This window comes from Oceanimonas marisflavi, assembly GCF_003049725.1.
GTDB classification, from domain to species: Bacteria; Pseudomonadota; Gammaproteobacteria; order Enterobacterales; family Aeromonadaceae; genus Oceanimonas; species Oceanimonas marisflavi.
The window spans coordinates 84,572-107,815 of sequence record NZ_QAGM01000012.1; the positions used below are offsets into that span (position 1 = coordinate 84,572).

Below are 23,244 nucleotides of genomic sequence, written 5' to 3' on the forward strand. Positions count from 1 at the left end.
GGTTTATGAACATTGTTCAAGGAGAATGGCCATGGCAACAGTTAGTGAACTTATGCGGCACAGCCTGCCGATGCTGACCACAGACATGTCAATTTCGGAAGCACTGGATCGCATGCTGGAATCAGGCCTGAGCGGCCTGCCTGTGGTGGACAGCCAGCGTCATATTATTGGCTTTCTGTCGGAGCAGGACTGTATTCCCAAGCTGCTTAATGCCAGCTATCACTGCGACAATCGGATGAAGGTGTCGGACCTGATGCGCCGGGATCCGCTCACCGTCACGCCCGACACCGATGTGTTCGAGCTGGCGCGCACCATGGGGGGCCCCAAGCCCAAACTGTATCCGGTGGTGGAAGGTAAAAAGGTCGTTGGTATGGTCACCCGCCATCAGGTAATGAGCTTCCTTAACAACCAGCTGAAAACCTGCCTGGCGACTTACTAGCGGATACGAATACGCAAAAGGGGCGCCGAGGCGCCCCTTTTGTCATTCCGGTTATCGTTCCGGCTTACAGCAGGCCGTCTACGGTTTCGCTCAGCTCGGCGGGCCATACGCCGCACTGTACCTGACCGATATGGCTCAGTTGCAGCAGCAGCATGGCGAGACGGGACTGACCGATGCCACCACCTATGGTCTGGGGCAGCTCGCCCGCCAGCAGGGCCTGGTGCCATTCCTGCCCGGCGCGGTCTTCGTGGCCGGTCAGCGCCAGCTGGCGACGCAGGGCGTCCTGGTCCACACGAATGCCCATGGAGGAAATCTCAAAGGCGTCTTCCAGCACCGGGTTCCACACCAGAATGTCGCCGTTGAGGCCGGCCAGGCCGCTTTGACCCTCGGTAGACCAGTCGTCGTAGTCGGGGGCACGCATGTCGTGAATGTCACCGTGGCTCAGCTTGCCGCCGATGCCCACCAGGAACACGGCACCCAGCTCTTTGGCAATGGCGCGTTCACGGCCCTTGGCGTCGAGATCCGGGTAACGGGCCAGCAGCTCTTCGGCGTGCAGTACCTGGATTTTTTCCGGCAGGAAAGGGGTAATGCCAAACTCGGCAGCCGCGGCCTGCTCGGTACGCTTGATGGCACCGTAAATGCGCTCAACGGTCTGCACCAGGAACCCTTCGTGACGGTCTTCGGCACTCATCACCTGTTCCCAGTCCCACTGATCCACATATACGGAATGAATGGGGCTGAGACGATCTTCATCGGGGCGCAGCGCCTTCATGTGCGTGTAGATACCCTCGCCCGGCTCAAAACCGAAACGACCCAGGGTGTGGCGCTTCCATTTGGCCAGGGAGTGCACCACTTCGTAGCTCTCGCCGGGAATGGCCTTGACCTGCACCTGCACCGCCTTTTCGGAGCCGGACAGGTTGTCCTGCATGCCATCACCCAGACGGCTGAGAATGGGAGCCTGAACTTCCAGCAGATTGAGCTGCTGCGCCAGCTGACCGGAGAAGTACTCCTTCACAAAACGGATTTGGCGTTGGCGTTCTACATAGGCTTTTTTCATCTCATCCACCTGAGTTTGCTGATTGGTTTTGAAGAATAATCACGGAAGTGGGCACCGAATTCAACAACCACTGGCAAAAACTCATTAACAGATTTAAATTCATTAAAATATCCACATTATTTTGAGGAATCGTTAAATGCATATGGAAAAAGGCGAGGCTCATTACCGAATCGACAATCTGGACAAGTCCATTCTGATGGCCTTGATGGACAATGCCCGCACCCCCTATGCCGAGCTGGCCAAACGCTTTGGCGTCAGCCCCGGCACCATTCATGTGCGGGTGGAGAAGATGAAACAGGCGAGCATTATCGAGGGCACCCGAGTGCAGGTGAATGCCAAGAAGCTGGGTTACGATGTCTGCTGTTTTATCGGCATCATACTGAAAAGCGCCCGGGACTACCCACGGGCGCTGGCCCAGCTGGAAGCGCTGGAAGAAGTGGTGGAAGCCTATTACACCACCGGCCACTACAACATTTTCATCAAGGTGATGACCCGCTCCATCGACGAACTGCAGCGGGTGCTGATCCACCGTTTGCAGCCCATCGAGGAGATTCAGTCCACCGAAACCCTGATCTCCCTGCAGCAACCCATCGACCGGGACGTCACGCCCTGATCAGTTTTCCAGCTTGCCCAGGGCCTCACGCATCAGCCTGAGCTTTTGCTGCCTGAGCTGGTCGTCGGCGGCGATCTTGTCCAGGGTGGCGGCCTTGAGCTCGGCATTATCAATGGTATTGGCGCGCGCTTCGGCCATCAGCCGGTGCAGTTTCGTCTGCTGCTCCATCATGGTCAGCCGCGCCTGCTGAGTGACGATAAACTGGGCCTTGAGCTCGGGGGTGTCCAGCGTTTCCAGGTGTTGGGTCAGGTGCTGCTCAAAGCGGACCGGATCCATGTGCTTGTCGCCGTGATGGCGTTGGCCGTGATGACCTCCTTCATGGTAGCCGCCCTGCCGGTCCCGGGCGCATTCTTCCATCATGGGCCCCCGGCCTTCCCCACCATGGTGAGCAGCACTGGCCAGGACAGGCACGGTAAGCAGGGTGGCGGCGAGCAACAGGGCGCTGTGTCGGGTTTTCATAATGATTACCTCTTGTTGTGATGAAGACGGTATTCAGTAAAACAGGCGGTTGTCAGCAAACTGTGTCGGCAAGGAGCTGTTTTGCAACAAAGTGTCACAACCCCACCCCCAGACACACTTTGACATTATCTGCCTGTGCACCTGAGCTTATACTGATCCGGCAATGGCAGGAGAATAAACATGAACAAGGGCAAAGACTTGCTGGTAGTGGATGATCACGGGGAAATTCGCGATCTGCTCGCCCGCTTTCTGGCGCAGCACGGTTACCGGGTGCAGGGCGTGCGCGACGGCGATGCCATGCGCCAGCATCTTGGCCGCCACCGGCCGGATCTGATCATTCTCGACCTGATGCTGCCGGGCGACGATGGCCTGACCCTGTGCCGGGAGCTGCGCGGTCAGGGCAATAATGTGCCCATTATCATGCTCACCGCCATGGGCGAAGACACCGACCGCATTATCGGCCTGGAAATGGGCGCCGACGACTATCTGCCCAAGCCGTTCAACCCCCGCGAGCTGCTGGCCCGCATCAAGGCGGTGCTGCGCCGCCGGCCCGACACCGAGCCAGCCGCCGCGCATGAAGCGCCACAAAGGCTGCGCTTTGGCCCCTGGCTGCTGGACACCGCCCGGCGCGAGCTGCTGGACGACAAGGGCGTCACCATCAGCCTGAGTACCGCCGAGTATGAGCTGTTACGGGTGTTTACCCGGCATCCCAACCGGGTGCTGAGCCGGGATCAGTTGCTGGACCAGGCCCGGGGCCGGGAAGCCCAGGCCTTTGACCGGGCCATCGACACCCTGGTAAGCCGGCTCAGACGCAAGCTGGAAGCCGACTCCAAAAATCCGCAATTGATTAAAACCATCTGGGGCGGCGGCTATATGCTGGCCGCCGAGGTGCACCATGAGACCTGAGCAGCTGCGCTACTGGCTGGGCAGCCTCACCGGCCAGATTGTATTGGTCGCCCTGTGCGCCCTGGTGCTGGTACAGTTGATCAGCCTGCAGATCTACCGGCTGGAGCGGGAAGAGGCGCTGGGGCTGGTCAACAGCCGCTTTACCCTGCAACGGCTGATGGCGGTGACCCGGCTGTTGCACCAGTCGCCCACCGAGCTGCACCGGGAAATTCTGCGCGCCAGCCGCAGCGAAACCCTGCTGCTGAGCCTGAGCCGGCAGGCGCCCGAGGCTGGCGAGCGCAATGCAGTGTTTGAGCGCATCGTACGCAGCCGGCTGAACTATCCGTCCGTGCTCGATATTTACATTAGTGCCGAAACCGGCAGCGGCCGCGCCGTGGCCCCGCCCCCCGAGCACAGCCACCGCCACTCTATCCATCGCCGCCCCGATATTCGACTGCATGGCGGCATTGAGCTGGGTAACGGCCGCTGGCTGCGCTTTACCTCTCTGGTAGACAGTGACACCCCGGGCTGGTCGCTCAAGGCCATTCTGTCGCTGGTGCTGCTGGCGGCACTGCTCACCGGCCTGATGATCTGGCTGCTGCAACGCACCTCCCGGCCGCTCAAACGCCTGGCCCGCCGGGCCGAGCGACTGGGCCGGGGCGATAGGGCCGAGCCGCTGCCGGAAACCGGCCCCAGCGAAATTCGCGAAACCCTGTCGGCCTTTAACCGCATGCAGGAGCGACTGGATCGCTTTGTGACCGACCGCACCCGCATGCTGGCGGCCATTTCTCACGATCTGCGCACCCCGCTCACCAGCCTGCAATTGCGCTGCGAATTTCTGCCCGAAGGCGAAGACAAACTCAAGCTGCAACAAGGGCTCAAGCGCATGGAGCAAATGCTGACCGCCACCCTGCGCTTTGCCCGGGACGACAGCCAGGACGAACCCATGCGGGATCTGGATCTGTCCAGCCTGGTGCAGAGCCTGTGCGACGATCTGCAGGACGCCGGTCACGGCGTCAGCCTGGAAGAGTGCGAACCCATCCTGTTCCGCGGCCGCAGCACCGCCCTGCGCCGGGCACTGCAGAACCTGCTGGAAAACGGTATCAAGTATGGCGAGCGGGTGGAGGTCAGGCTGCTGAACGAGCCCGGTCATATTCGTATTTTGATCAGAGATTTCGGCCCCGGTATTGCCGACGATCAGCTGGATGAGGTGTTCAAGCCCTTTACCCGGCTCGACAGCGCCCGCAACCTGGACGACGGCAGCATAGGTCTGGGGCTGGCCATTGCCCGCACCCTGATCCACCAGCACGGCGGTGAGCTGCATCTGACCAACCACTCACGTGGCGGCCTGCTGGCCACCGTGCTGCTGCCTCATTAGCCTGCCAATACTGGCCTGCGTTGCCTGACTCACCGTACACCTCGAAGCAGCAACCGGGTTGCACTCCGCCGACACGCTTCGAGCCCATCCGTGGGACGCTCGGCAAATGCCATCCGTGGCATTTGACGGTCGGCTACGGCAATCCCGGCTGCTGCTTCGCGGACTCCCTGTGCCGCCTGATAAAAGTTAACTAACAACCCGGAGTCCAATGCGGAGGACAAGGGGTGTCTGCTGCGCCGACCCTCTGCGCCAGGGAGGGCGCAGCGGAGCCCCCAGGGAAGGGTTCACGGCGTGTCGGCTGAGCAGTATCCCTTGCCCGACGTCTCTGCACGGCACCACAGCCAACAGCCGGCCTTTACTCCCCCCGGCAAACTGCCTACATTGATGAGCCTCGATCACAGTACAAGGACAGTTCCCCGATGAAAGACGAAACCCTGGCCATACATCACGGCTACACCACGGATCCCACCACCAAGTCGGTGGCCACCCCCATTTACCAGACCGTGGCCTATGAATTCGACAGCGCCCAGCACGGCGCCGATCTGTTCAACCTGGAAGTGCCGGGCAATATCTACACCCGTATCATGAACCCCACCAATGACGTGCTGGAGCAGCGGGTTGCGGCCCTAGAAGGCGGCATTGCCGGCCTGGTGCTGTCGGCGGGCAGCGCCGCCATTCACTACACCCTGATCACCCTGGCCAAACGCGGCGACAACATCGTTACCACCCCCCAGCTCTATGGTGGCACCTACACCCTGCTGGCCCATATGCTGCCGGACATGGGCATTGAAGTACGCTTTGCCGAAGACGCCAGCCCGGCCGCCATCGCCAGACTGATCGACGCCAACACCAAGGCGGTGTATTGCGAAAGCATCGGCAACCCGGCAGGCAACGTGGTTGACATCAAGGGCCTGGCCGACGTGGCCCACGCCGAGGGCGTGCCCCTGGTGGTGGACAACACGGTCGCCACCCCGGTGCTGTGCAAGCCCATCGAGTTTGGCGCCGACATAGTAGTGCACTCGCTCACCAAATACATCGGTGGTCACGGCAACTCCCTGGGCGGCATTATCGTCGACAGCGGCAAGTTCCCTTGGGCCGAGCACCAGGAACGTTTCCCTCAGTTCAGCAATCCCGAAGCCGCCTACCACGGTGTTGTCTACAACGAGGCTTTTGGCCCCGCCGCCTTTATTGCCCGCGCCCGCACCGTGCCGCTGCGCAACACCGGCAGCGCCCTGGCGCCGATGAACGCCTTTTTGCTGCTGCAGGGGCTGGAAACCCTGCCCCTGCGCATGGAGCGTCATGTGGAGAACACCTTCAAGGTGGCGAAATTCCTGCAGGAACACCCGGCAGTAGACTGGGTCAACTACGCCGGCCTGGAAGGCCATCCGGATTATGAGCGTGCGCAGCAGTTTATGAAGGGCAAGCCCTCGGCCATTCTGTCGTTCGGACTCAAGGGCGGCTATGAGGCCGGCGTGCGTTTTTACGATGCGCTCACGCTTATCAAGCGGCTGGTCAATATCGGTGACGCCAAGTCCTTGGCCTGTCACCCGGCCTCCACCACCCACCGCCAGATGACAGAGGCCGAGCAAGTCCAGGCCGGCGTCAGACCGGAAATGATTCGGCTGTCCATCGGCATTGAGCACGCCGACGACATCATTGCCGATCTGGAGCAGGCGCTGCAGGCGTAAGCCTCTCGTTTTTGTCGCTGCCGTTTTGGCCGGCAGCGCCTTTCTCGCACTTCCACGCTCCGGCGTGGGAGTGCATATCGTGCCAAAACCCGTTCTCTCTTCACTCCTTCCATATTGACTCTTGACCAGACTCAAAGGTTTACACTCTGCTCAGTGTATTTTTGAGGGAGTCCATCATGAGTCACTGCTGTGATCATCACACTCGTCACAAACCTGTCTCCTTCGGCAAAAACAGCGGCAGCCCTGCGCCCAATCTCAATACCACAGAGCACAGGTGGCGCATTCATGGCATGGACTGCCCCAGCTGCGCCGGCAAGATAGAAACCGCATTACGGCGCCTGCCCGGGGTGCACAGCGCCGAGGTGCGCTTTGCCACCGAGCGGCTGTGGGTGCGGCTCACCCCCGAGGGCAGCCGTGAACAGGTGGTGCGGGCCATTCACGCCGCCGGCTTTACCCCCTTCAGCGAGCAGGACAAGGCTCCGGCCGCCCCGCTGTGGCGCCAGCATGGCACCCTGCTCAGCCTGTTGCTGCTGATGCTGCTGGCCGCCGGCGCTCACCTGTGGTTGCCTGCCGCCGCTCCCTGGCTGTTTACTCTGGCCACCCTGTGGGGGCTGGTGCCGGTTGGCCGTCAGGCCTGGCGGCAGGCGCGCAGCGGCTCGCCCTTTTCCATTGAAATGCTGATGACGGTGGCCGCCACCGGCGCCCTGTTTCTGGGTGAAACCGCCGAGGCGGCCATGGTGCTGCTGTTGTTTGCCGTGGGTGAACAGCTGGAAAGCCTGGCCGCCGGCAAGGCCCGCCAGGGAGTGAAAACCCTGATGGCGCTGGTGCCCGAGCGAGCCCGCAGGCTGACCCAAAATGGCGTGGAAGAGGTGGCCATCGAACAACTCGCTCCCGGTGACGAGATAGAAGCGCACCCGGGCGGGCGCCTGCCCGTCGACGGCACCCTGCTCAACGCCTCGGCCGCCTTTGATGAAAGCGCCATTACCGGCGAATCCCTGCCGGTGGACAGGGCCCAAGGGGAAAAGCTGGCCGCCGGCAGCCTGGTGGTGGACAGGGCGGTACGCATCAGGGTTACCTCGCAACCCGGCCACAGTACCCTGGACCGCATTCTGCACCTGATGGAGGAAGCCGACGCCCACCGCGCGCCCATCGCCCGCTTTATCGACCGCTTCAGCCGCTGGTACACGCCGGCGATGATCGCCGCCGCCACTCTGGTGGCGGTGCTGCCGCCCTTGCTGCTCGCCGCCGACTGGCAAACCTGGATTTACCGGGGCCTGGTGCTGCTGCTGATCGGCTGCCCCTGCGCCCTGGTGATATCCACTCCGGCGGCGGTCACCTCGGCGCTGGCCGCCGCCACCCGTCTGGGGGTACTGATCAAGGGCGGCGCGGCGCTGGAACAACTGGGCCGAATCGACACCCTGGCCTTTGACAAGACCGGCACCCTGACACGCGGCCAGCCGGTGTTGCACGAGTTGTGCCTTTACAGCGGCTTCAAACGGGAGCAAGTGCTGGCGCTGGCCGCCGGGCTGGAAAGCGGCGCCCATCACCCGTTGGCCCAGGCCTTGGTAGCCGCCGCCGAGGCCGAGGGGGTCGAGCCCGTGGCCACCGGCGAAAAGCACACCCTGCCCGGCGCCGGCATTCAAAGCGAATGGCAGGGCAAGGCGCTGCTGATCGGCTCGCCGGCGCAGCTGGACGCAGCCCGCTTCACGGTGCAACAGGCCGCCGATATTGCACGGCTGCGAGCCGCCGCCTGCACCCTGGTGATGCTGGTGGTGGATGAAAAGATCGCCGCCCTGTTTGCCCTGCGGGATCCGCTGCGCGCCGACGCCGGCGCCGGCATTGCCGCCTTGCGCGATCTGGGCATCAACAGCCTGATGCTGACCGGCGATCACGACATGACCGCCCGGGCCATTGCCGCCGAGCTAAACCTGGATTACCGCGCCGGGCTCAAGCCCGAGCACAAGCTGCAGCAAGTGGTCCGGCTCGGTGAGCAGGGCCGACTGGGCATGGTGGGAGATGGCATCAACGACGCCCCGACGCTCAAGCAGGCCAGCATTGGCATCGCCATGGGCCAGGGCACCGACGTGGCCCTGGACAGCGCCGACGCCGCCCTCACCCATAACCGGCTCACCGCCCTGGCCGACGCGGTGCGGCTGTCCCGGGCCACCCGCGCCAATATTCACCAGAACATCACCCTGGCGCTGGGGCTGAAAGCGGTGTTTCTGATCACCAGCGTCACCGGCGTCACCGGCCTGTGGCTGGCGGTGCTGGCGGACACCGGCGCCACCGCCCTGGTCACCCTCAACGCCCTGCGGCTGCTGCGTTTCAGGGGCCGGCCATCATAAAAAAGCCCCCGGCAACCAAGTTGGCGGGGGCTTTTTGCAAACAGCGAGGTTACACGGCGTTGGCCACCGCCGGGCGCACACCCAGACTATGGCAGATGGCGTAGGTCAGCTCGGAGCGGTTCAGGGTGTAGAAGTGAAAGTCCTTCACCCCTTCCCGGCTGAGTACCCGTACCTGATCCATGGCGATGCTGGCGCCCACCAGATTACGGGTGTTCTGATCATCTTCCAGACCCGCAAAACGCTGGTGCATCCAGCTCGGGATCCTGACGTTGGAGAAACCGGCGAACTTCAGCAGGGTCTGGTAGTTGGACACCGGCAGAATGCCCGGCACGATCTCCACATCGATGCCGATGGTCACACAGCGATCCCGAAAGCGCAGGTAGGACTCCACATCAAAGAAAAACTGGGTGATGGCCCGGTTGGCGCCGGCGTCAATCTTGCGCTTCAGACTGAGCAGGTCGGCCTGAGCGCTTTTCGCTTCCGGATGCACTTCCGGATAGGCCGCCACCGAAATATCAAAGTCGGCTTCTTCCTTCAGCAGGCTCACCAGGTCGGCGGCGTACATGTCGGGTTTTTCCATGCCCTTGGGCAGGTCGCCGCGCAGGGCCACGATCTGGCGAATGCCGTTATTCCAGTAGTCCCGGGCAATGCTGCGCAGCTCGTCGCGGCTGGCATCGATGCAGGTCAGGTGGGGTGCGGCAGTCAGGCCGGTTTTCTCCTGAATGTCCTTGATCACCTTGTGGGTGCGATCCCGGGTGCCGGAGTTGGCGCCGTAGGTCACGGAGACAAACTTGGGTTCCAGCGTCTTCAGTCGCTCAATGGAGCTCCACAGGGTCTGCTCCATTTTCTCGCTGTTGGGCGGAAAGAACTCAAATGACACATTGATATCGCCATTCAGCTCGGACAGCGACTGATTCAGCGCTTCAACATGACGCGCACTGTGAAAACCCATGATTGTCTCCTGATAACTTACTTTTTATTCAAGTGATTCCGTTATGCCTTGGCATCAGCGCAGTTCCAGCGTGGCCGCCACCATGCTGGCCCGTGCCCATCCCATTGGGAGAAGCGCAGTCCCGCTACATATTCGGCAATTCCATATCGGAACGTGAGCTTTCGATAGTGCTCACGTCCGCATCCAGGCGGGCAATGGGCTCGGTGATTTCCTGGAACCCAGAATAACACATGAAGATGTGGATCTGCGTAGTGTTCACCACCGCACGGCACTAAAGACACTTGGACGTCTGAATGTCCACATGGTTACACGCCTGAGCTTTCGGGAGCAAGACCACATCTTAAAAAAGTAATAAATGCTGACTTACAATAAAAAATTGAAATATGAGAAAGAGGTGATAAATGCTGGCGGAATGTATGTCCGAAAAAGTTCAGCTTTGCCTTAGTTAAAGCTACATACAACACAGTACGGGCTTTCATTCGAAAGCCCGCACCATCAGGGTGAGGAGTGATTGAGCACCTTATGAGCCCAAATTCACCCCATACCCTGCTCAGCCAGCACGCGAGTGATGATAGGTACCGGGCTCAGCAGGTGCTCGCGCATCATGGCGGCGGCTTCGGGGCGGCGCGCGAGGATCACCTCCAGCAGGGCCTGATGCTCCTGCTGCTTGTCGGCCAGGGCCTGCTTGCTGAACACGGTGCGCTTCAGCCATAAGTGCCGGTAACGGGCGGCCTGATCCATCAGAGTCTGGCGCACCACCAGCAGCTGGGGCGAGTTGCAGCCGGCGGCCACCGCCTGATGAAAGGCCTGATGGCGGCCATCCCACTGATGAAGCTGATCCTCCACCGAGTCGAGGTGCGTCACCTTGGCCAGGGCGTGGTGCGCCGCCACCACGCCCGCTTCCCACAGATCATCGCCCCGGGCCAGGGCCAGCTCCACAATCAGGCCTTCCAGCTGCGCGCGGGCGTCGTAAATGTCCTGCAGCTCCGCCACCGACATGGGGCTGACGCGAAAGCCGCGCTGGCTCTCGGCGGTGACCAGCCGTTCCGACACCAGCTGTGACAGCGCCTCCCTGAGCGGGCTCACCCCCAGGCCATAGCGGGTTTTCAGACTGCTCATGCGCAGCTTTTCGCCGGGGCCGAAGTGGCTCTCAATAATGTCCTGCTTCAGTTGCTGATAGGCGGTGCGGGCCAGGTTTTCCCGCGGGGCTTCGAGGCTGCTCATGGTGAATTCTCGCATCAAAGGAATGGGCCGCATTATAACGAAATTGCAACGCCGATCATAAAATCACCACGAATAATTGACACAAATCAAAAATGTCGACATTTTATAAATACAGCGACATTAATCAAATTCATCAACACAGTGTCATTACAAGGAAGCCCTCACATGTCCAACATCGCCACCGCCGATTTCGTGAATCACCAGTATCAGGGGTTCAGCCTGTCTCCTTCCGCCCAGTCTCCGCGTCTGCTGGAGCTGCACTTTGACGAGCAGCTGGTTACTGCCTTTCTCGAGGCCACCGCCGAGTGGCCGGTGCAGGCGCTGGAGTACAAGTCATTTCTGCGCTTTCGCGTGGCCCAGATCCTCAACGACCTGTGCGGCCAGGCACTGCAGCCGCTGTTGATCAACACTCTGGTCGACCGCAACACCGGTGGCCTGCTGATCACGCCAGAAGGGCTGAACCGGGTGGAGCAGGCCGAGGACATGGTCAAGTTCACCACCGCCGTGGCCCACCTGTTTGGCCGCTCCAACTTCGACGCCATGAGCGGCCAGTATTACGCCCGTTTTGTGGTGCAGAACAAGGACACCTCCGACAGCTACCTGCGTCAGGCCCACCGGGTGATGGAGTTGCACAACGACGGTACCTTTGTAGAGCAGGACACCGACTATGTGCTGATGCTGAAGATTGACGAGCAGAACATGGAAGGGGGCAACTCGCTGCTGCTGCATCTGGACGACTGGGAGCACCTGGAGCGCTTCTATGCCGATCCCATGGCCCACAGAGTCATGCGCTGGGCCGCGCCGCCCAGCAAAAACACCAGCAAGGATGTGTTTCACGCCGTGTTCGACACCGATCGCAGCGGCCAGCCCATCATGTCCTACATCGATCAGTTCGTGCAGCCCAAAAACTACGAGGAAGGCGTGTGGCTGGCGGATCTGTCCGAAGCCCTGGAAACCAGCGCCAACCGGCTGTCGGTGCGGGTGCCTACCGGTTCATTTTTGCTGATCAATAACCATTTCTGGCTGCACGGTCGCGACAAGTTTATCGCCCACGACGGCCTGCGCCGGGAGCTGATGCGCCAACGTGGCTACTTTACCCATGCCAAAACCCTGAAAAACCCGCGCCAGGGCTGAAGCCATTGACAGGGTGCCGCCGGCACCCTGATATTCAAAACAACCCTACGAGACCGCCGGGACCAGCCCGGCGTTGTCTTCTCCAACGCAGAGTGAGCAGCACAGTGTTTGACTTCATCATTATCGGCGGCGGCATCGTCGGCATGTCCACCGCCTGGCAGCTGAAAAAGGCCTACCCCGACAGCAAAATGCTGCTGGTGGAAAAGGAAAGCGGCCCGGCCCGGCACCAGACCGGCCACAACAGCGGCGTGATCCACGCCGGAGTCTATTACACCCCGGGCAGCCTGAAGGCGAAATTCTGCCTGGAAGGCAATCGCGCCACCAAAGAATTCTGCCGCGAGCACGACATTCCCTTTGATGAGTGCGGCAAGCTGCTGGTGGCCACCAATGAACTGGAAATGCAGCGCATGAAGGCGCTGTGGGACAGAAGCGAGGCCAACGGCCTGGAGCGCTACTGGCTGAACGCCGGTGAGCTGAAGGAGCGCGAACCCAACATCACCGGCATGGGCGGCATTTTTGTGCCGTCCAGCGGCATTGTCGACTACAAGCAAGTGACCGCCGCCATGGGCAGGGAGTTTGTTCGCCTCGGCGGCGAAATTCGTTACAGCACCGAAGTGACCGGCCTGAAGGAAGAAGCCGAACAGGTGGTGGTGCAGACCTCTCAGGGAGAGTTTCAGGGCAGGTTTCTGGTGTCCTGCTCCGGACTGATGGCCGACCGGGTGGTGCGCATGCTGGGTCTGGAGCCCGAGTTCAAGATTTGCCCCTTCCGGGGCGAGTATTACCTGCTCAAGCCCGAGCACAACCGCATTGTGAATCACCTTATCTACCCGATTCCGGATCCGAACATGCCGTTTCTCGGGGTGCACCTGACCCGCATGATCGACGGCACCGTGACCGTGGGCCCCAATGCCGTGCTGGCGTTCAAGCGCGAAGGCTACAACAAGCGCGATATTTCCCTGCGGGATACCCTGGAGATGCTCACCTACCCGGGCATTCTCAGAGTGCTGATGAAGAATCTGAAACCCGGCCTGACCGAGATGAAAAACTCCATTAACAAGGCCGGCTACCTGGAGCTGGTGCGCAAGTACTGCCCCAGCCTGTCTCTGGACGATCTCACTCCCTACCCCGCCGGTATTCGCGCCCAGGCGGTATCGAAAGACGGCCGGCTGGTGGACGACTTTCTGTTCGTGAACACCAAACGCACCCTGAACGTGTGCAACGCGCCGTCGCCGGCAGCCACCTCCGCCATTCCCATCGGCGGTTATATCGTTGACAAGATCAAGGAACAGGTGGCACTGCCCAGCGCCGTGGCCTGAGGCCATTTCCCGGAAAAAAGGGCAGACCAGCCGGTCTGCCCAAAAAACACTGCCGAGTGTTCAGTGCCTCTCTTCCTGCAAGGTTTTTCAATCAGAAACGGTAGCCCAGGCCGACCATAAGACCAGCAGGATCTATGTTGGCGGTATCTACCTGGCTGCCACCAACGGATACATCGGTGTCGATATCCATAAACCACACAGAGCCGTTGATAAACAGGTTGTCGGTTACATCCATATCCACACCGGCCTGAGCCGCCAGCCCCCAGGAGTCATCGGCCTTTACATCGGCTCCGTTCAGGTCGCCAAGTCCTTCTTCGTCAAAAAAGAAGGTGTAGTTCACCCCGGCGCCCACATAAGGACGAACCTTGCTCTGGGCATTGCCAAAATAATACTGGGCCATCAGGGTCGGTGGCAGATGCTTGACACTGGCTACCTCACCGGCACCTTTAAGGCTGACATCATGAGAAAAGGGAGTGGCGGCCAGTAATTCCACCCCCCAGTTGTCGGTGACCATATAGGAAAAGGTCAGGCCCAGTTGAGTGTTGGAGTCTACATCAAAGGTTTCATCAGCATCGGTGGTCGGGGCCACTGTCATGGCGCCACCACGCACCAGAATATCACCGGCCTGGTGAGCAAAGGCGGACGGGGCCAGCAGGGCGGTGGCAACCAGAAAAGCAACTTTTTTCATTGTAAATCCTTTTTATCGATAACGATTTTGCTGCGAAATATTCAACTGGCACCAGTCTGCCTGAGCGGTCTCTCTATTTTTTTGATTTAACGCAAAACCGGACCGGTTTTTGCCTCATCCTTGTATTCTGGTCACGCAATAAAATACTCGGTGACCCCACTGGTCAAAACATTGGCCTTGGGGTATATCTGTATTCATTGGGTTCAGGCAGCGCTTTTGGCGTTGCCTGCTTTTTTATTGGAGGTTGAAATGGCCCAGTTGCCGCCCATTACTATTTCTACTCTGGATCTGGCCCGGCTTGAGGCTCTGCTCGAAAAGCAGCCCGACTCCGACACCGTGCGCCGGCTGGAAGACGAGCTGGACCGCGCCCAAGTCGTCGCGCCCGAAAACATGCCTGGCAATATCGTCACCATGAACTCGGTCATTCGCTTCAGCATGGCCGGCGGCGAGACCTTTACCAAAACCCTGTGCTTTCCCCGGGATATCGACGGCAGCAAGGAAAAGATCTCGGTACTCGCGCCCATTGGCAGCGCCCTGCTGGGGCTGGAAGCCGGGCAAAGCATTGAGTGGCCCGGCCCCAACGGCAAGACCCTGACGGTCACCATTGCCGAAGTGAAATACCAGCCCGAGCGGGCCGGCGATTATCAGTCGTAAAATGAAAAAAGGCGCGGGTTTGCGCCTTTTTTCATTTTACTGCCGACAAAAATAAAGCGGAGTCCTTGCTCGCAGGCCGCGGACATTGCATGCTTTTTTCTTTTTGTGTCCGGCCCTTTTATGAACCCGCTGTTAACCAGCCTGCTGTTTTCCCTGTCCGTGACCGGCCCCATCTGCCTGCTGCTGATGCTGGGCTTTTTTCTGCGACGCACGCACATGATGAATGAAGGCTTTATTGACGGAGCCAGCAAGCTGGTATTTAACGTCACCCTGCCGGTATTGCTGTTTACCAGCATCGTCAGCGCCGATTTCAGCCGAATGGCCAGCCCCAGCCTGATCCTGTATGGCGTGGTCGCCACCCTGGTGGTGTATGTGCTGCTGGAAGGGCTGGCCACGCGTCTGACTGCAGAAAAGGCACTGCGCGGCATTCTGGTGCAGGGCGCCTTTCGCGCCAACATGGCCATTGTGGGACTGGCCTATGTGCACAACGCCTATGGCAGCCAGGGGGTAGCGGCCATGGCCTTTTATGTGGCCTGCCTGACCATTTTGTTCAATATACTGGCGGTGATCACCCTGGGGCGCAGCCTGAACAGTGGCAAGCCAGTACGGCCCGGCACCATTATGCTTGGCATCATCAAAAACCCGCTGATCATCGGTATTGTCGCCGCCCTGCCGGTGGCTCTGGGCGGCTGGCCGGTGCCGGAGGTGCTGATGAAAGCGGGGCAGTCTCTGGCGCAAATGACACTGCCACTGGCCCTGCTGTGCACCGGGGCATCCCTCAGCCTGAAATCCGGACGGGAAAGCACCGGCCTGCTGCCGGCCATCGCCCTGCTGCGGCTGATCCTGGTTCCCGGCGCCATCACTCTGGGGGCCTGGGCGGCGGGCTTTGACGGAGCCGAGCTGACCATGCTGTTTCTGATCAACGCATCCCCCACCGCCGCCGCCAGCTATGTGATGGTGCGGGCCATGGGCGGCAACGCCGTACTGGCCGCCAACATTATCGCCGTGACCACCCTGGGCTCCCTGCTCACCACCAGCCTGGGAGTGACCCTGCTCGGGGCACTGAGCGGCTTTTGATGCAAGCCCGCCCTCGCTCACGTATGGTAGGTCTTAAACTGTTTGACTGGTGCGCCCATGTCCCGAGAAAAAGCCCTGACCCTGGATGCCCTGCGGGTGCTCGATGCCATCGACCGCCGCGGCAGCTTTGCCGCCGCCGCCGACGAGCTGGGCAAGGTGCCTTCGGCACTCAGCTATACCATTCAGAAACTGGAAGACGAGCTGGATCTGACCCTGTTTGATCGCTCCGGTCACCGCACCCGCTTTACTCCGGTAGGTCGCCTGCTGCTGGATCAGGGGCGCCAGCTGCTGCAGGCTTCCGGCCAGCTGGTGGAAAGCGCCCGCGCCCTGGAGCGGGGCTGGGAAACCAGCCTGACCCTGGCGGTGGATGGCATTCTGCCGAGCCAGCGACTGTTTCCACTGATTGAGGCTCTGTCCCGCCAGAGTGATACCGATATTCGCTTGTCTCAGGAAATTCTCGCCGGCAGCTGGGAGGCGCTGGAAAGCGGCCGGGCCGATCTGGTCATCGCTTCGTTACAGGAAGAAATCCCCATTACTCCCGGCATCAAGCACTCTTTCCTCTACCGGGAAACCTTTGTCTATGTGGCCCATCCCGACCATCCCATTCACCGGGAAACGGTAGCGATCACCGACGAAGTACTACAGGGCTACCGGGCCATCGCCGTGGCCGATACCGCCCGCAACAAACCGCCGCTGACCTATCACCTGTTCAGCAAACAGCCCCGGCTGACGGTCAGCACCATGCAGGACAAGATCAGCGCCCTGCGCGCCGGACTGGGCATTTCCACCCTGCCGGGGGCCTGGCTGAACGAGCTGCTGGAGCGAGGAGAACTGAAACCCATCAAGGGAGTGGCGCCCGTCAGCACCGATGTGGTGCTGGCCTGGCGGCGGGACGCCATGGGCAAGGCCAAGAGCTGGCTGATCCGCCAGATCCCGGCCTTGTTTGAAGAGAAGAAAGACTCAGCGGGAGCGTGACGGAAGGAGCACCTGCACGCGGGCGACCAGCGCATCCATCAGGCCGGTCTGCAACAGCCAGGCCAGACCAAAGGCGGCCACCGCAAAGGCGCCTACGTAAATATCGGTAAACCAGTGCGCGCCGCCCATCACCCGGGGGGCGGAAAACACCACCACAAACAGACAGCCCCAGAGCCCGGCCTTCCAGGACAGATAGCGCCAGGCAAAGGCGGTGAAGATCATCAGCATCAGGCCATGATCACCGGGAAAGCTATCTCCGGACGAGTCCTTGGTCTTGAATGATGCCAGCTCGGTCAGCCGTAATACATTGTCAAAAGTCAGGGTCGGGCTGGGCCGCTCCACCGGAATGGCCCGTCCCAGCTGGTTCAGCCCCACGGCGGTCAGCAGCATGCACACACCAATAATGATCAGCCGCCGGCGCTGCTCGGAGTCAGCCTTACGATAGAAGCTGTAATACACGGCGCCCATGGCCAACAGGGCCACACCATCAAAGGCCCGGTTGTTGAGCGCCGCGATCAGGTTAACCCAGGCCTGGCTTTCCCCCAGCTTTTGATTAAAAAAGTAAAACACCGCCTTGTCGAGCTCGAACCAGAAACCATGGTTCGGCAGCCAGAACCAGCTGCCCAGCACCGCAAACGCCGCCAGGTTCCAGAACACCAGTTTGTTGTAATGAATAGACATGAGTCCCCCTTGAAACAAGGCGGGCATTGTACGGAATTTTTCTGATACTGTGCATTCTGGACAGTCACATACAGCTCGAAAACAGCCCCGGGCACTTTCACTCAGGGCATGATCAAAACCTGCTTCAGACTGCGCACCAGAGTGTCATCACGCGCGGGGTGGCGAAAAGCGCAACGACAGGCAAGACATGCCGCCATCGAGCTTGGCGGCTTCGCTGTTACCGATAAGACGCACCTTGTAACCGGCCTTGTCGAGCAGTTCCGCCGTCTGCGGGAAGCCCGCCGGCATCAACACCAGCTCGTTGAAACGGATAGTGTTGGCACAGGCTTCTTCCCCTTCCACGGTATGAATGACACGATAACCGTCAAAGCAGTGCGTCGTATCCAGGCGCCGGGTAGACAGTATGGTTTCCTCGTCGAGCAACGAACAGTCGGTTTTGAAGTGCAGCACGCCCTCGGGGGTAAGCACCTCGCGCACCCGGTAACCATAGGGAGCCACCAGCTGACGCAGTTCTTCAATGCCGGCGGCATCGGTGCGGCTGGAAGCTCCCACCAGAATTTCCCGTTCGGTGGTAAGAATATCACCGCCATCGACAAATCCCGGCCCCTGAATGTGCAGCACCTCGGAATAAAACTGCTCCAGCGTCGGTACCATCTCGGCGGCTTCCCCGAGGCGTGACAACGCGCCGGGACGCATGGCGATGGCGATTTCCGGTAAACATAACGCCGCGTCCTCGACGAATACGGAATCCGGATAAGCTTCGAGTGGTTCCAGCACAGTTACCATGGCGCCGGTCGACTCAAGGGCCGCAACATAATCCTGGTGGTGCTGACGAAACAGTTCAAGACTGGGCTCGCCGGTATCGACGGCGCGCAGGCCCTTTACAATGCTGGCGCCCGGTCGGCGCGTGATCGCGTGGGTAAAAGTGTAGGAACGTGCAGTCACGGGTGCCTCCATAAATGGCAAGGGTATCGCCGCAGAATTTATACGTTTGCATAAGTTTATGCAAACGTATAAATTAATTCGAAAGCAAGCATAATAAGCGGAGGGATCCATGCATGCTCGCAACATGGGGACGGCACCCGTCATCGAGGTGGCCAACCTGCACAAGACCTTCGGTCAAATCGAGGTGCTGAAGGGAATCGATCTATCCGCTGCTCAGGGTGAAGTGGTTGCGCTGATTGGTGGCAGTGGCTCCGGCAAGTCAACCACACTGCGTTGCCTCAACCTGCTGGAAACACCCACCCGTACCGACCGCCTCCGCTTGCTGGGCGAAGACATTCCGCTGAAACCCAATCGGGACGGCACATCCACTGTCCAGAATCAAAAGCAGCTGCGCCGGCTGCGCAGTCGCATCGCCATGGTGTTTCAAAGTTTTAATCTGTGGCCGCACATGTCGCTGGAAAAAAACGTCATGGAGGCGCAGGTCCAGGTGCTGGGCCGTTCCAGGGAGGAAGCCAGGGAAGTCGCCTGCCGTCTGCTAGACCGCGTGGGTCTGGCCGATCGCCGCGACATGTATCCGCAGCAACTTTCCGGCGGTCAGCAGCAGCGCGGTGCCATCGCCCGCGCCCTGGCCGTAGATCCGGAAGTCATGCTGTTCGACGAGCCGACCTCGGCACTGGATCCCGAACTGGTGGGCGAAGTGCTGACGGTCATGCGTGACCTGGCCGAGGAAAACCGCACCATGATCATCGTCACCCATGAAATGAAATTCGCGGCGGATGTCGCCGACAGGGTAATGTTTCTCAACCAGGGACGCGTTGAGGAGCAAGGGACGCCGGAGGAGATCTTCCAGGCGCCAAAATCGGAGCGTCTCAAACAGTTCATCAGCTCAATCGTCTGACTTCCGGAGATCATATGAAAATCACATCCAGCCTGTTTGTCACCCTTGCCCTGTCCGCCGTCGCCTCAACGGCATCCGCAGACATCATTCGCCTCGGCTTCGCCACCGAACCCTATCCGCCCTTTGCCACACCGGACGCCACCGGCCAGGTCACCGGCTGGGAAGTGGACATCGCCAATGCCGTGTGCGCCGAGGCCAGGCTTGAGTGCGAGATTGTTACCACCTCCTGGGATGGCATCATCCCCGCCCTGCAGGCCGAGAAGCTCGACGTGATCGCCGCTTCACTGAGCATCAACGAAGAACGCCAGAAGGTGATCGACTTCTCCGATAAGTACTATCAGACCGGTGCCGCACTCGTTGCGGCGAAGGGTAGCGGCATGGCGCCCACTCCACAAGGCGTGGCCGGCAAGACCATCGGCGTGCAGTCGGGCTCCGTGCACCAGGCCTATGCGCTCAAGCACTTCCCAGATGCCAATATCCGCGAGTACCAGACCCAGGATGAAGCCAACCAGGACGTCTTTTCCGGCCGCCTCGACGGCACCCTCGCCGACGTAATGGTGCTCGACGATTTCCTGGCATCCGACGAAGGCTCAATCTGCTGCGAAAACGTCGGCCTGGTCGCCAACGACGAGAGTGTACTCGGCCTGGGCATCGGCTTTGGCCTGCGCAAGGGCAATGAGGCACTGCTGCAACAGCTGAACACGGCGATCGCCGCGATCCGCACCAACGGCACCTACGATGCCATCACCGCCAAGTATTTTGACTTTAACATCTACGGCGAATAAGGAGCCGCTTCGCGGCGTCACGGACGCAGCCCAGTCTGAAGGAGATCAGGATGGCGATTAACTACAAAGACATGGAGGTGACGGAACTGCTCTCGCTCTCGCCTCCAGGCTGGGGCGGTGCGCTGCTCGACGGGCTGCTCATATCACTCAAGATCACGATGCTGGGCTATGGCCTCGGACTGCTGATCGGACTGGCCGGAGCGACGCTGAAGCGTTCCGGTGGCCCCGTCGTACGCGATGTTATGGCAGTCTACACCACCCTGGTACGCGCGGTACCCGAGCTGGTGCTGATCCTGATCGGCTATTTCGCCATACCACAATTGCTCAACCAGATATTGACGTCGTTCGATTACGAGCGGATCGAGATCAGCGGTTTTCTCGTAGGTGTGCTGGTGATCGGCTTCGTCCAAGGCGCCTACGCCACCGAGGTGCTGCGTGGCGCCCTGGCCGCAGTCAACCCGGGACATATCGAAGCAGCCCGCAGCTTTGGTATGCATCCGTTCCGTATTTTCTACCGCATTACCCTGCCGGAGATGCTACCACTAGCCCTGCCCGGACTGTCGAACCTCTGGCTTACGGCCACCAAGGATACGGCATTGCTGGCTGTGGTCGGCTTCACCGAGTTGACGCTGGCGGCGCGCCAGGCCGCCGGCGCAACCAAACACTATTTTCTTTTCCTGCTCGCCGCCGGCGCGCTCTATCTGGCCGTGACGCTGATCTCCGGCTGGCTGTTCCAGTGGCTCGAGAAACATTTCAGCCGGGGGATGCGCCGTGCCTGAGTTACGCACACTCAAACCGCACCGGCTGCTGATGGCCGCTATCGCGTTGGCCGCTTTCGCCGCGGCGGCGCTGAACATGGACTGGAGCTGGCTGCCGAAATACCAGGGTCAGATGATCGATGCCCTCGGTGTCACCGTGGCGCTGTTTACCACCTCGGTGCTGGCCGGCGCCCTGCTCGCCGTGCCACTGGGCCTGGCGCAGGTCGCAGGGCCATGGCCACTGGCCTGGCTCGCCCGCGGTTTCTGCACCGTTATTCGCGGTACACCCATCCTGCTGCAGATGTGGCTGCTCTACTACGGCCTGGGATCGCTGTTCCCCTACATGCCGGAACTGCGACAAAGCCCGCTCTGGCCTTACCTGATCGAGGCCTGGCCATACGCCTTCGTGGCGCTGACCTTGTCATTCGCGGGTTACGAGGGTGAGGTGATGCGCGGCGCCTTCAGAGGGGTACCCCGTGGCGAGCTGGAAGCGGCCCACTCCATGGGTATGACGCCTTTCACCATTCTGCGGCGCATCTGGCTGCCGCGGGCGATACAGCGGGTGTTACCGACCCTCGGTGGTGAACTGATCCTGCACCTCAAAGCCACGCCCTTGGTCGCCACCATTGCAGTGATCGACATCTACGCCATTATCGCCCGCATTCGTCAGGAAACCTTTATCACCTACGAACCCTTGCTGTTGCTGGCGTTTATCTACACCTTGCTGGCGGGTAGCATTGCCTTGGGGATTTGGCTACTGGAAAAACGTCTTCCAGCGAGAGAGTAAAGTGGTATGTTTCCGAAATCTATTTCGGGTACAGTCCCACCCGAAGAATATGAAGTAAAAACAGCGGTCAGGCGGAATCATCATATATGCAGGTCAAAAACGGCAGGATCCGACAGGATAATACCGAAGAGCGACGCGCCGAGCTGATTGCAGCGACACTGCGTGTAATCGCACGCGAGGGCGTCCGGGGCGCAACTGTTCGCTCCATTTCAAAAGAGGCAGATGTAACCCAAGGGCTCATTCGCTACTATTTCAAATCCAAGGACGAGCTGATTGCTGCGGCCTACGAGACCTACATGGGCGATCTCATCAATACTGCAGATGCAGCTTCTCAAGGCAGCGGCTCGGCACGCCGACGGCTGGCCAAGTTCGTGCAGGTATCACTCGAACCCCCAATTACCAGCCACGCCTCAGTGGCAATCTGGGCCGGTTTCTTCGAAGTGCTGCTGCACGATGCAGGAATGAAGGCCAGCCACAACCGCAGCTACGACAAACTACGACTTCACCTTAAAACGCTGATCCGAGACCTGTTCGAGGAAACTGGCCGCACCGCCAGCGACGACCAGCTACGCCGCCTCAGTATTGCAGGAAACGCCGTGCTGGACGGACTCTGGCTCGAGGGCGGCGCCCTCGCCGAAGTCTTTCATCAAGGCGAGCTGGTGCAGGTGGGTCTCGACAGTTTCAGTGCGCTGCTGGGGGTGGAGCTCGAGGCTCAGGACTGACCCCAGGTTCACAAAGAAGCGATCAATTTCTGACAACAATACCGCGTTTAAACCACCGTCATATCGTGACTGAAGCAAGTTCGGCATGACGGATCCGGCAACTTTCCATCAGAATAGCAATCAGAGTGATGAATTTATGGCGCAGTTGCACTCGCGCTTTTGTGATGTGCGTTCCTGCCTGACCAGCAGCGGTAACTGGGTGGTGTTCGCCGGCACCAACCAATGCCAAGGCCCTGAAAGATCAGGAATGGTCCCTCAGCAAGCAGCTTGGCTTCTCGCTTCAGCCCTACCTGAGCCGCCTGGCCAGCCACTGATACCGGCTTAACACAACGTCATACCGGGCTTGCCTCAGGGCTTTTTGATGATGTGAAGTGGCAAACGCACCGCGTTTGAAGGCGAAGGTGCGCAGCACCGACCGGGAGCGCGGGCGGCTCGCCCGCATCAGCGCCCGAAGGGTGCTCAACAGAGTGGCGCTACGCACCATATGCAGGCGGGCCGCCTGCGCTCCAATACGAAAAAAGCCCTGAGCGTTAACTCAGGGCTTTTTGATGATGGCGGAGCGGACGGGACTCGAACCCGCGACCCCCGGCGTGACAGGCCGGTATTCTAACCAACTGAACTACCGCTCCGCATAAAGCTGTATAGTCAGGAGTACTATATTGGGTGCCTGGCAGTGACCTACTTTCACATGGCAGCTGCCACACTATCATCGGCGCGGTTGCGTTTCACTGCTGAGTTCGGCATGGGATCAGGTGGTTCCACAACGCTATGGCCGCCAGGCATA

Annotated in this window: 23 protein-coding genes, 1 tRNA gene, 1 rRNA gene and 1 pseudogene; 16 read left to right on the forward strand and 10 right to left on the reverse strand. The window is 60.2% G+C overall.

All coding sequences use genetic code 11. The annotated features are described in order from the left end of the window. The first annotated feature begins 31 nt into the window (after positions 1–31). Positions 32–439 (forward strand): CBS domain-containing protein, encoded by a 408-nt coding sequence (locus DA373_RS09430; RefSeq protein WP_107852059.1) that lies wholly within the window; start codon positions 32–34, stop codon positions 437–439. A 64-nt stretch (positions 440–503) separates the two neighbouring features. On the opposite strand, the gene asnA is transcribed toward DA373_RS09430, so the two are convergent. Next, entirely contained in the window at positions 504–1,496 is a 993-nt protein-coding gene (asnA, locus tag DA373_RS09435; protein WP_107852060.1) for an aspartate--ammonia ligase, read from the reverse strand. Between the two features lie 136 nt (positions 1,497–1,632). Here asnA and asnC point away from each other — a divergent pair, with 136 nt between their 5' ends. Beyond that, positions 1,633–2,109, forward strand: coding sequence for a transcriptional regulator AsnC (asnC, locus tag DA373_RS09440; protein WP_198650283.1), 477 nt, complete (start codon positions 1,633–1,635; stop codon positions 2,107–2,109). Here asnC and DA373_RS09445 read toward each other — a convergent pair whose 3' ends face one another. Further along, positions 2,110–2,568, reverse strand: a complete 459-nt coding sequence (locus tag DA373_RS09445; RefSeq protein WP_107852061.1) for a hypothetical protein — start codon at positions 2,566–2,568, stop codon at positions 2,110–2,112. It lies immediately after the preceding gene. 180 nt (positions 2,569–2,748) lie between these two features. Here DA373_RS09445 and DA373_RS09450 point away from each other — a divergent pair, with 180 nt between their 5' ends. From DA373_RS09450 to DA373_RS09465, 4 genes are all read left to right on the forward strand, one after another. After that, positions 2,749–3,474, forward strand: coding sequence for a response regulator (locus DA373_RS09450; protein WP_107852062.1), 726 nt, complete (start codon positions 2,749–2,751; stop codon positions 3,472–3,474). Continuing rightward, a complete protein-coding gene (locus DA373_RS09455; RefSeq protein WP_107852063.1) occupies positions 3,464–4,831 on the forward strand; it encodes an ATP-binding protein in 1,368 nt (455 codons plus the stop codon). Before DA373_RS09450 ends, DA373_RS09455 begins: the two co-directional genes overlap by 11 nt. A 419-nt stretch (positions 4,832–5,250) precedes the next feature. Continuing rightward, positions 5,251–6,519 carry an O-acetylhomoserine aminocarboxypropyltransferase/cysteine synthase family protein gene (locus DA373_RS09460; RefSeq protein ID WP_107852064.1) on the forward strand — a complete coding sequence of 423 codons (1,269 nt, stop codon included), beginning with the start codon at positions 5,251–5,253 and terminating at the stop codon, positions 6,517–6,519. Between the two features lie 176 nt (positions 6,520–6,695). Continuing rightward, on the forward strand, positions 6,696–8,864 hold the full coding sequence (locus DA373_RS09465; RefSeq protein WP_107852065.1) for a heavy metal translocating P-type ATPase: 2,169 nt from the start codon (positions 6,696–6,698) through the stop codon (positions 8,862–8,864). A gap of 49 nt (positions 8,865–8,913) precedes the next feature. Here the strand turns inward: DA373_RS09465 and metF are convergent, their stop codons facing one another. The 3 genes and pseudogenes from metF to csiR all read right to left on the reverse strand — a co-directional run bounded on the left by metF (position 8,914) and on the right by csiR (position 11,040). Beyond that, a complete protein-coding gene (gene metF, locus DA373_RS09470; RefSeq protein ID WP_107852066.1) occupies positions 8,914–9,816 on the reverse strand; it encodes a methylenetetrahydrofolate reductase in 903 nt (300 codons plus the stop codon). A gap of 136 nt (positions 9,817–9,952) precedes the next feature. Further along, positions 9,953–10,078, reverse strand: a pseudogene (locus DA373_RS09475) (hypothetical protein); the annotation flags it as partial. A 272-nt stretch (positions 10,079–10,350) separates the two neighbouring features. Next, positions 10,351–11,040, reverse strand: coding sequence for a DNA-binding transcriptional regulator CsiR (gene csiR / locus DA373_RS09480; protein ID WP_107852083.1), 690 nt, complete (start codon positions 11,038–11,040; stop codon positions 10,351–10,353). A 165-nt stretch (positions 11,041–11,205) separates the two neighbouring features. On the opposite strand from csiR, the gene glaH reads away from it, so the two are divergent. Together glaH and lhgO are read left to right on the forward strand one after the other, a co-directional pair. Further along, a complete protein-coding gene (gene glaH, locus DA373_RS09485; protein ID WP_107852068.1) occupies positions 11,206–12,174 on the forward strand; it encodes a glutarate dioxygenase GlaH in 969 nt (322 codons plus the stop codon). A 104-nt stretch (positions 12,175–12,278) separates the two neighbouring features. Beyond that, positions 12,279–13,490 carry an L-2-hydroxyglutarate oxidase gene (gene lhgO, locus DA373_RS09490; protein ID WP_107852069.1) on the forward strand — a complete coding sequence of 404 codons (1,212 nt, stop codon included), beginning with the start codon at positions 12,279–12,281 and terminating at the stop codon, positions 13,488–13,490. Positions 13,491–13,581: 91 nt separating this feature from the next. Here lhgO and DA373_RS09495 read toward each other — a convergent pair whose 3' ends face one another. Beyond that, positions 13,582–14,178 (reverse strand): OmpW family outer membrane protein, encoded by a 597-nt coding sequence (locus DA373_RS09495; RefSeq protein ID WP_107852070.1) that lies wholly within the window; start codon positions 14,176–14,178, stop codon positions 13,582–13,584. A gap of 249 nt (positions 14,179–14,427) precedes the next feature. Here DA373_RS09495 and rnk point away from each other — a divergent pair, with 249 nt between their 5' ends. The 3 genes from rnk (at position 14,428) to DA373_RS09510 (ending at position 16,884) form a co-directional block, all read left to right on the forward strand. After that, positions 14,428–14,832: a nucleoside diphosphate kinase regulator gene (rnk, locus tag DA373_RS09500; RefSeq protein WP_107852071.1), complete on the forward strand. Its 405-nt coding sequence runs from the start codon at positions 14,428–14,430 to the stop codon at positions 14,830–14,832. A gap of 120 nt (positions 14,833–14,952) precedes the next feature. Then, complete coding sequence (locus DA373_RS09505) at positions 14,953–15,909, forward strand: AEC family transporter (RefSeq protein WP_107852072.1); 957 nt, start codon at positions 14,953–14,955, stop codon at positions 15,907–15,909. A 57-nt stretch (positions 15,910–15,966) separates the two neighbouring features. Then, positions 15,967–16,884: a LysR family transcriptional regulator gene (locus DA373_RS09510; protein ID WP_107852073.1), complete on the forward strand. Its 918-nt coding sequence runs from the start codon at positions 15,967–15,969 to the stop codon at positions 16,882–16,884. On the opposite strand, the gene DA373_RS09515 is transcribed toward DA373_RS09510, so the two are convergent. Together DA373_RS09515 and DA373_RS09520 are read right to left on the reverse strand one after the other, a co-directional pair. Next, entirely contained in the window at positions 16,870–17,565 is a 696-nt protein-coding gene (locus tag DA373_RS09515; protein WP_107852074.1) for a phosphatase PAP2 family protein, read from the reverse strand. The two genes, DA373_RS09510 and DA373_RS09515, sit on opposite strands and share 15 nt — an antisense overlap. A gap of 147 nt (positions 17,566–17,712) precedes the next feature. After that, positions 17,713–18,510 carry a dimethylarginine dimethylaminohydrolase gene (locus tag DA373_RS09520; protein WP_107852075.1) on the reverse strand — a complete coding sequence of 266 codons (798 nt, stop codon included), beginning with the start codon at positions 18,508–18,510 and terminating at the stop codon, positions 17,713–17,715. A 124-nt stretch (positions 18,511–18,634) separates the two neighbouring features. Here DA373_RS09520 and DA373_RS09525 point away from each other — a divergent pair, with 124 nt between their 5' ends. The 5 genes from DA373_RS09525 to DA373_RS09545 all read left to right on the forward strand — a co-directional run bounded on the left by DA373_RS09525 (position 18,635) and on the right by DA373_RS09545 (position 22,460). Continuing rightward, positions 18,635–19,408: an ABC transporter ATP-binding protein gene (locus DA373_RS09525; protein WP_107852084.1), complete on the forward strand. Its 774-nt coding sequence runs from the start codon at positions 18,635–18,637 to the stop codon at positions 19,406–19,408. Between the two features lie 14 nt (positions 19,409–19,422). Then, entirely contained in the window at positions 19,423–20,193 is a 771-nt protein-coding gene (locus DA373_RS09530) for a transporter substrate-binding domain-containing protein (RefSeq protein ID WP_107852076.1), read from the forward strand. A gap of 50 nt (positions 20,194–20,243) precedes the next feature. Beyond that, positions 20,244–20,972: an ABC transporter permease gene (locus tag DA373_RS09535; protein WP_107852077.1), complete on the forward strand. Its 729-nt coding sequence runs from the start codon at positions 20,244–20,246 to the stop codon at positions 20,970–20,972. A gap of 46 nt (positions 20,973–21,018) precedes the next feature. Continuing rightward, on the forward strand, positions 21,019–21,738 hold the full coding sequence (locus DA373_RS09540; protein ID WP_198650284.1) for an ABC transporter permease: 720 nt from the start codon (positions 21,019–21,021) through the stop codon (positions 21,736–21,738). 86 nt (positions 21,739–21,824) lie between these two features. Further along, a complete protein-coding gene (locus DA373_RS09545; RefSeq protein WP_107852079.1) occupies positions 21,825–22,460 on the forward strand; it encodes a TetR/AcrR family transcriptional regulator in 636 nt (211 codons plus the stop codon). A gap of 552 nt (positions 22,461–23,012) precedes the next feature. Here DA373_RS09545 and DA373_RS09555 read toward each other — a convergent pair. Together DA373_RS09555 and rrf are read right to left on the reverse strand one after the other, a co-directional pair. Further along, positions 23,013–23,089 (reverse strand) — tRNA-Asp (locus DA373_RS09555). A 36-nt stretch (positions 23,090–23,125) separates the two neighbouring features. Next, positions 23,126–23,240, reverse strand: a 5S ribosomal RNA gene (rrf, locus tag DA373_RS09560). Positions 23,241–23,244 lie beyond the last annotated feature (4 nt).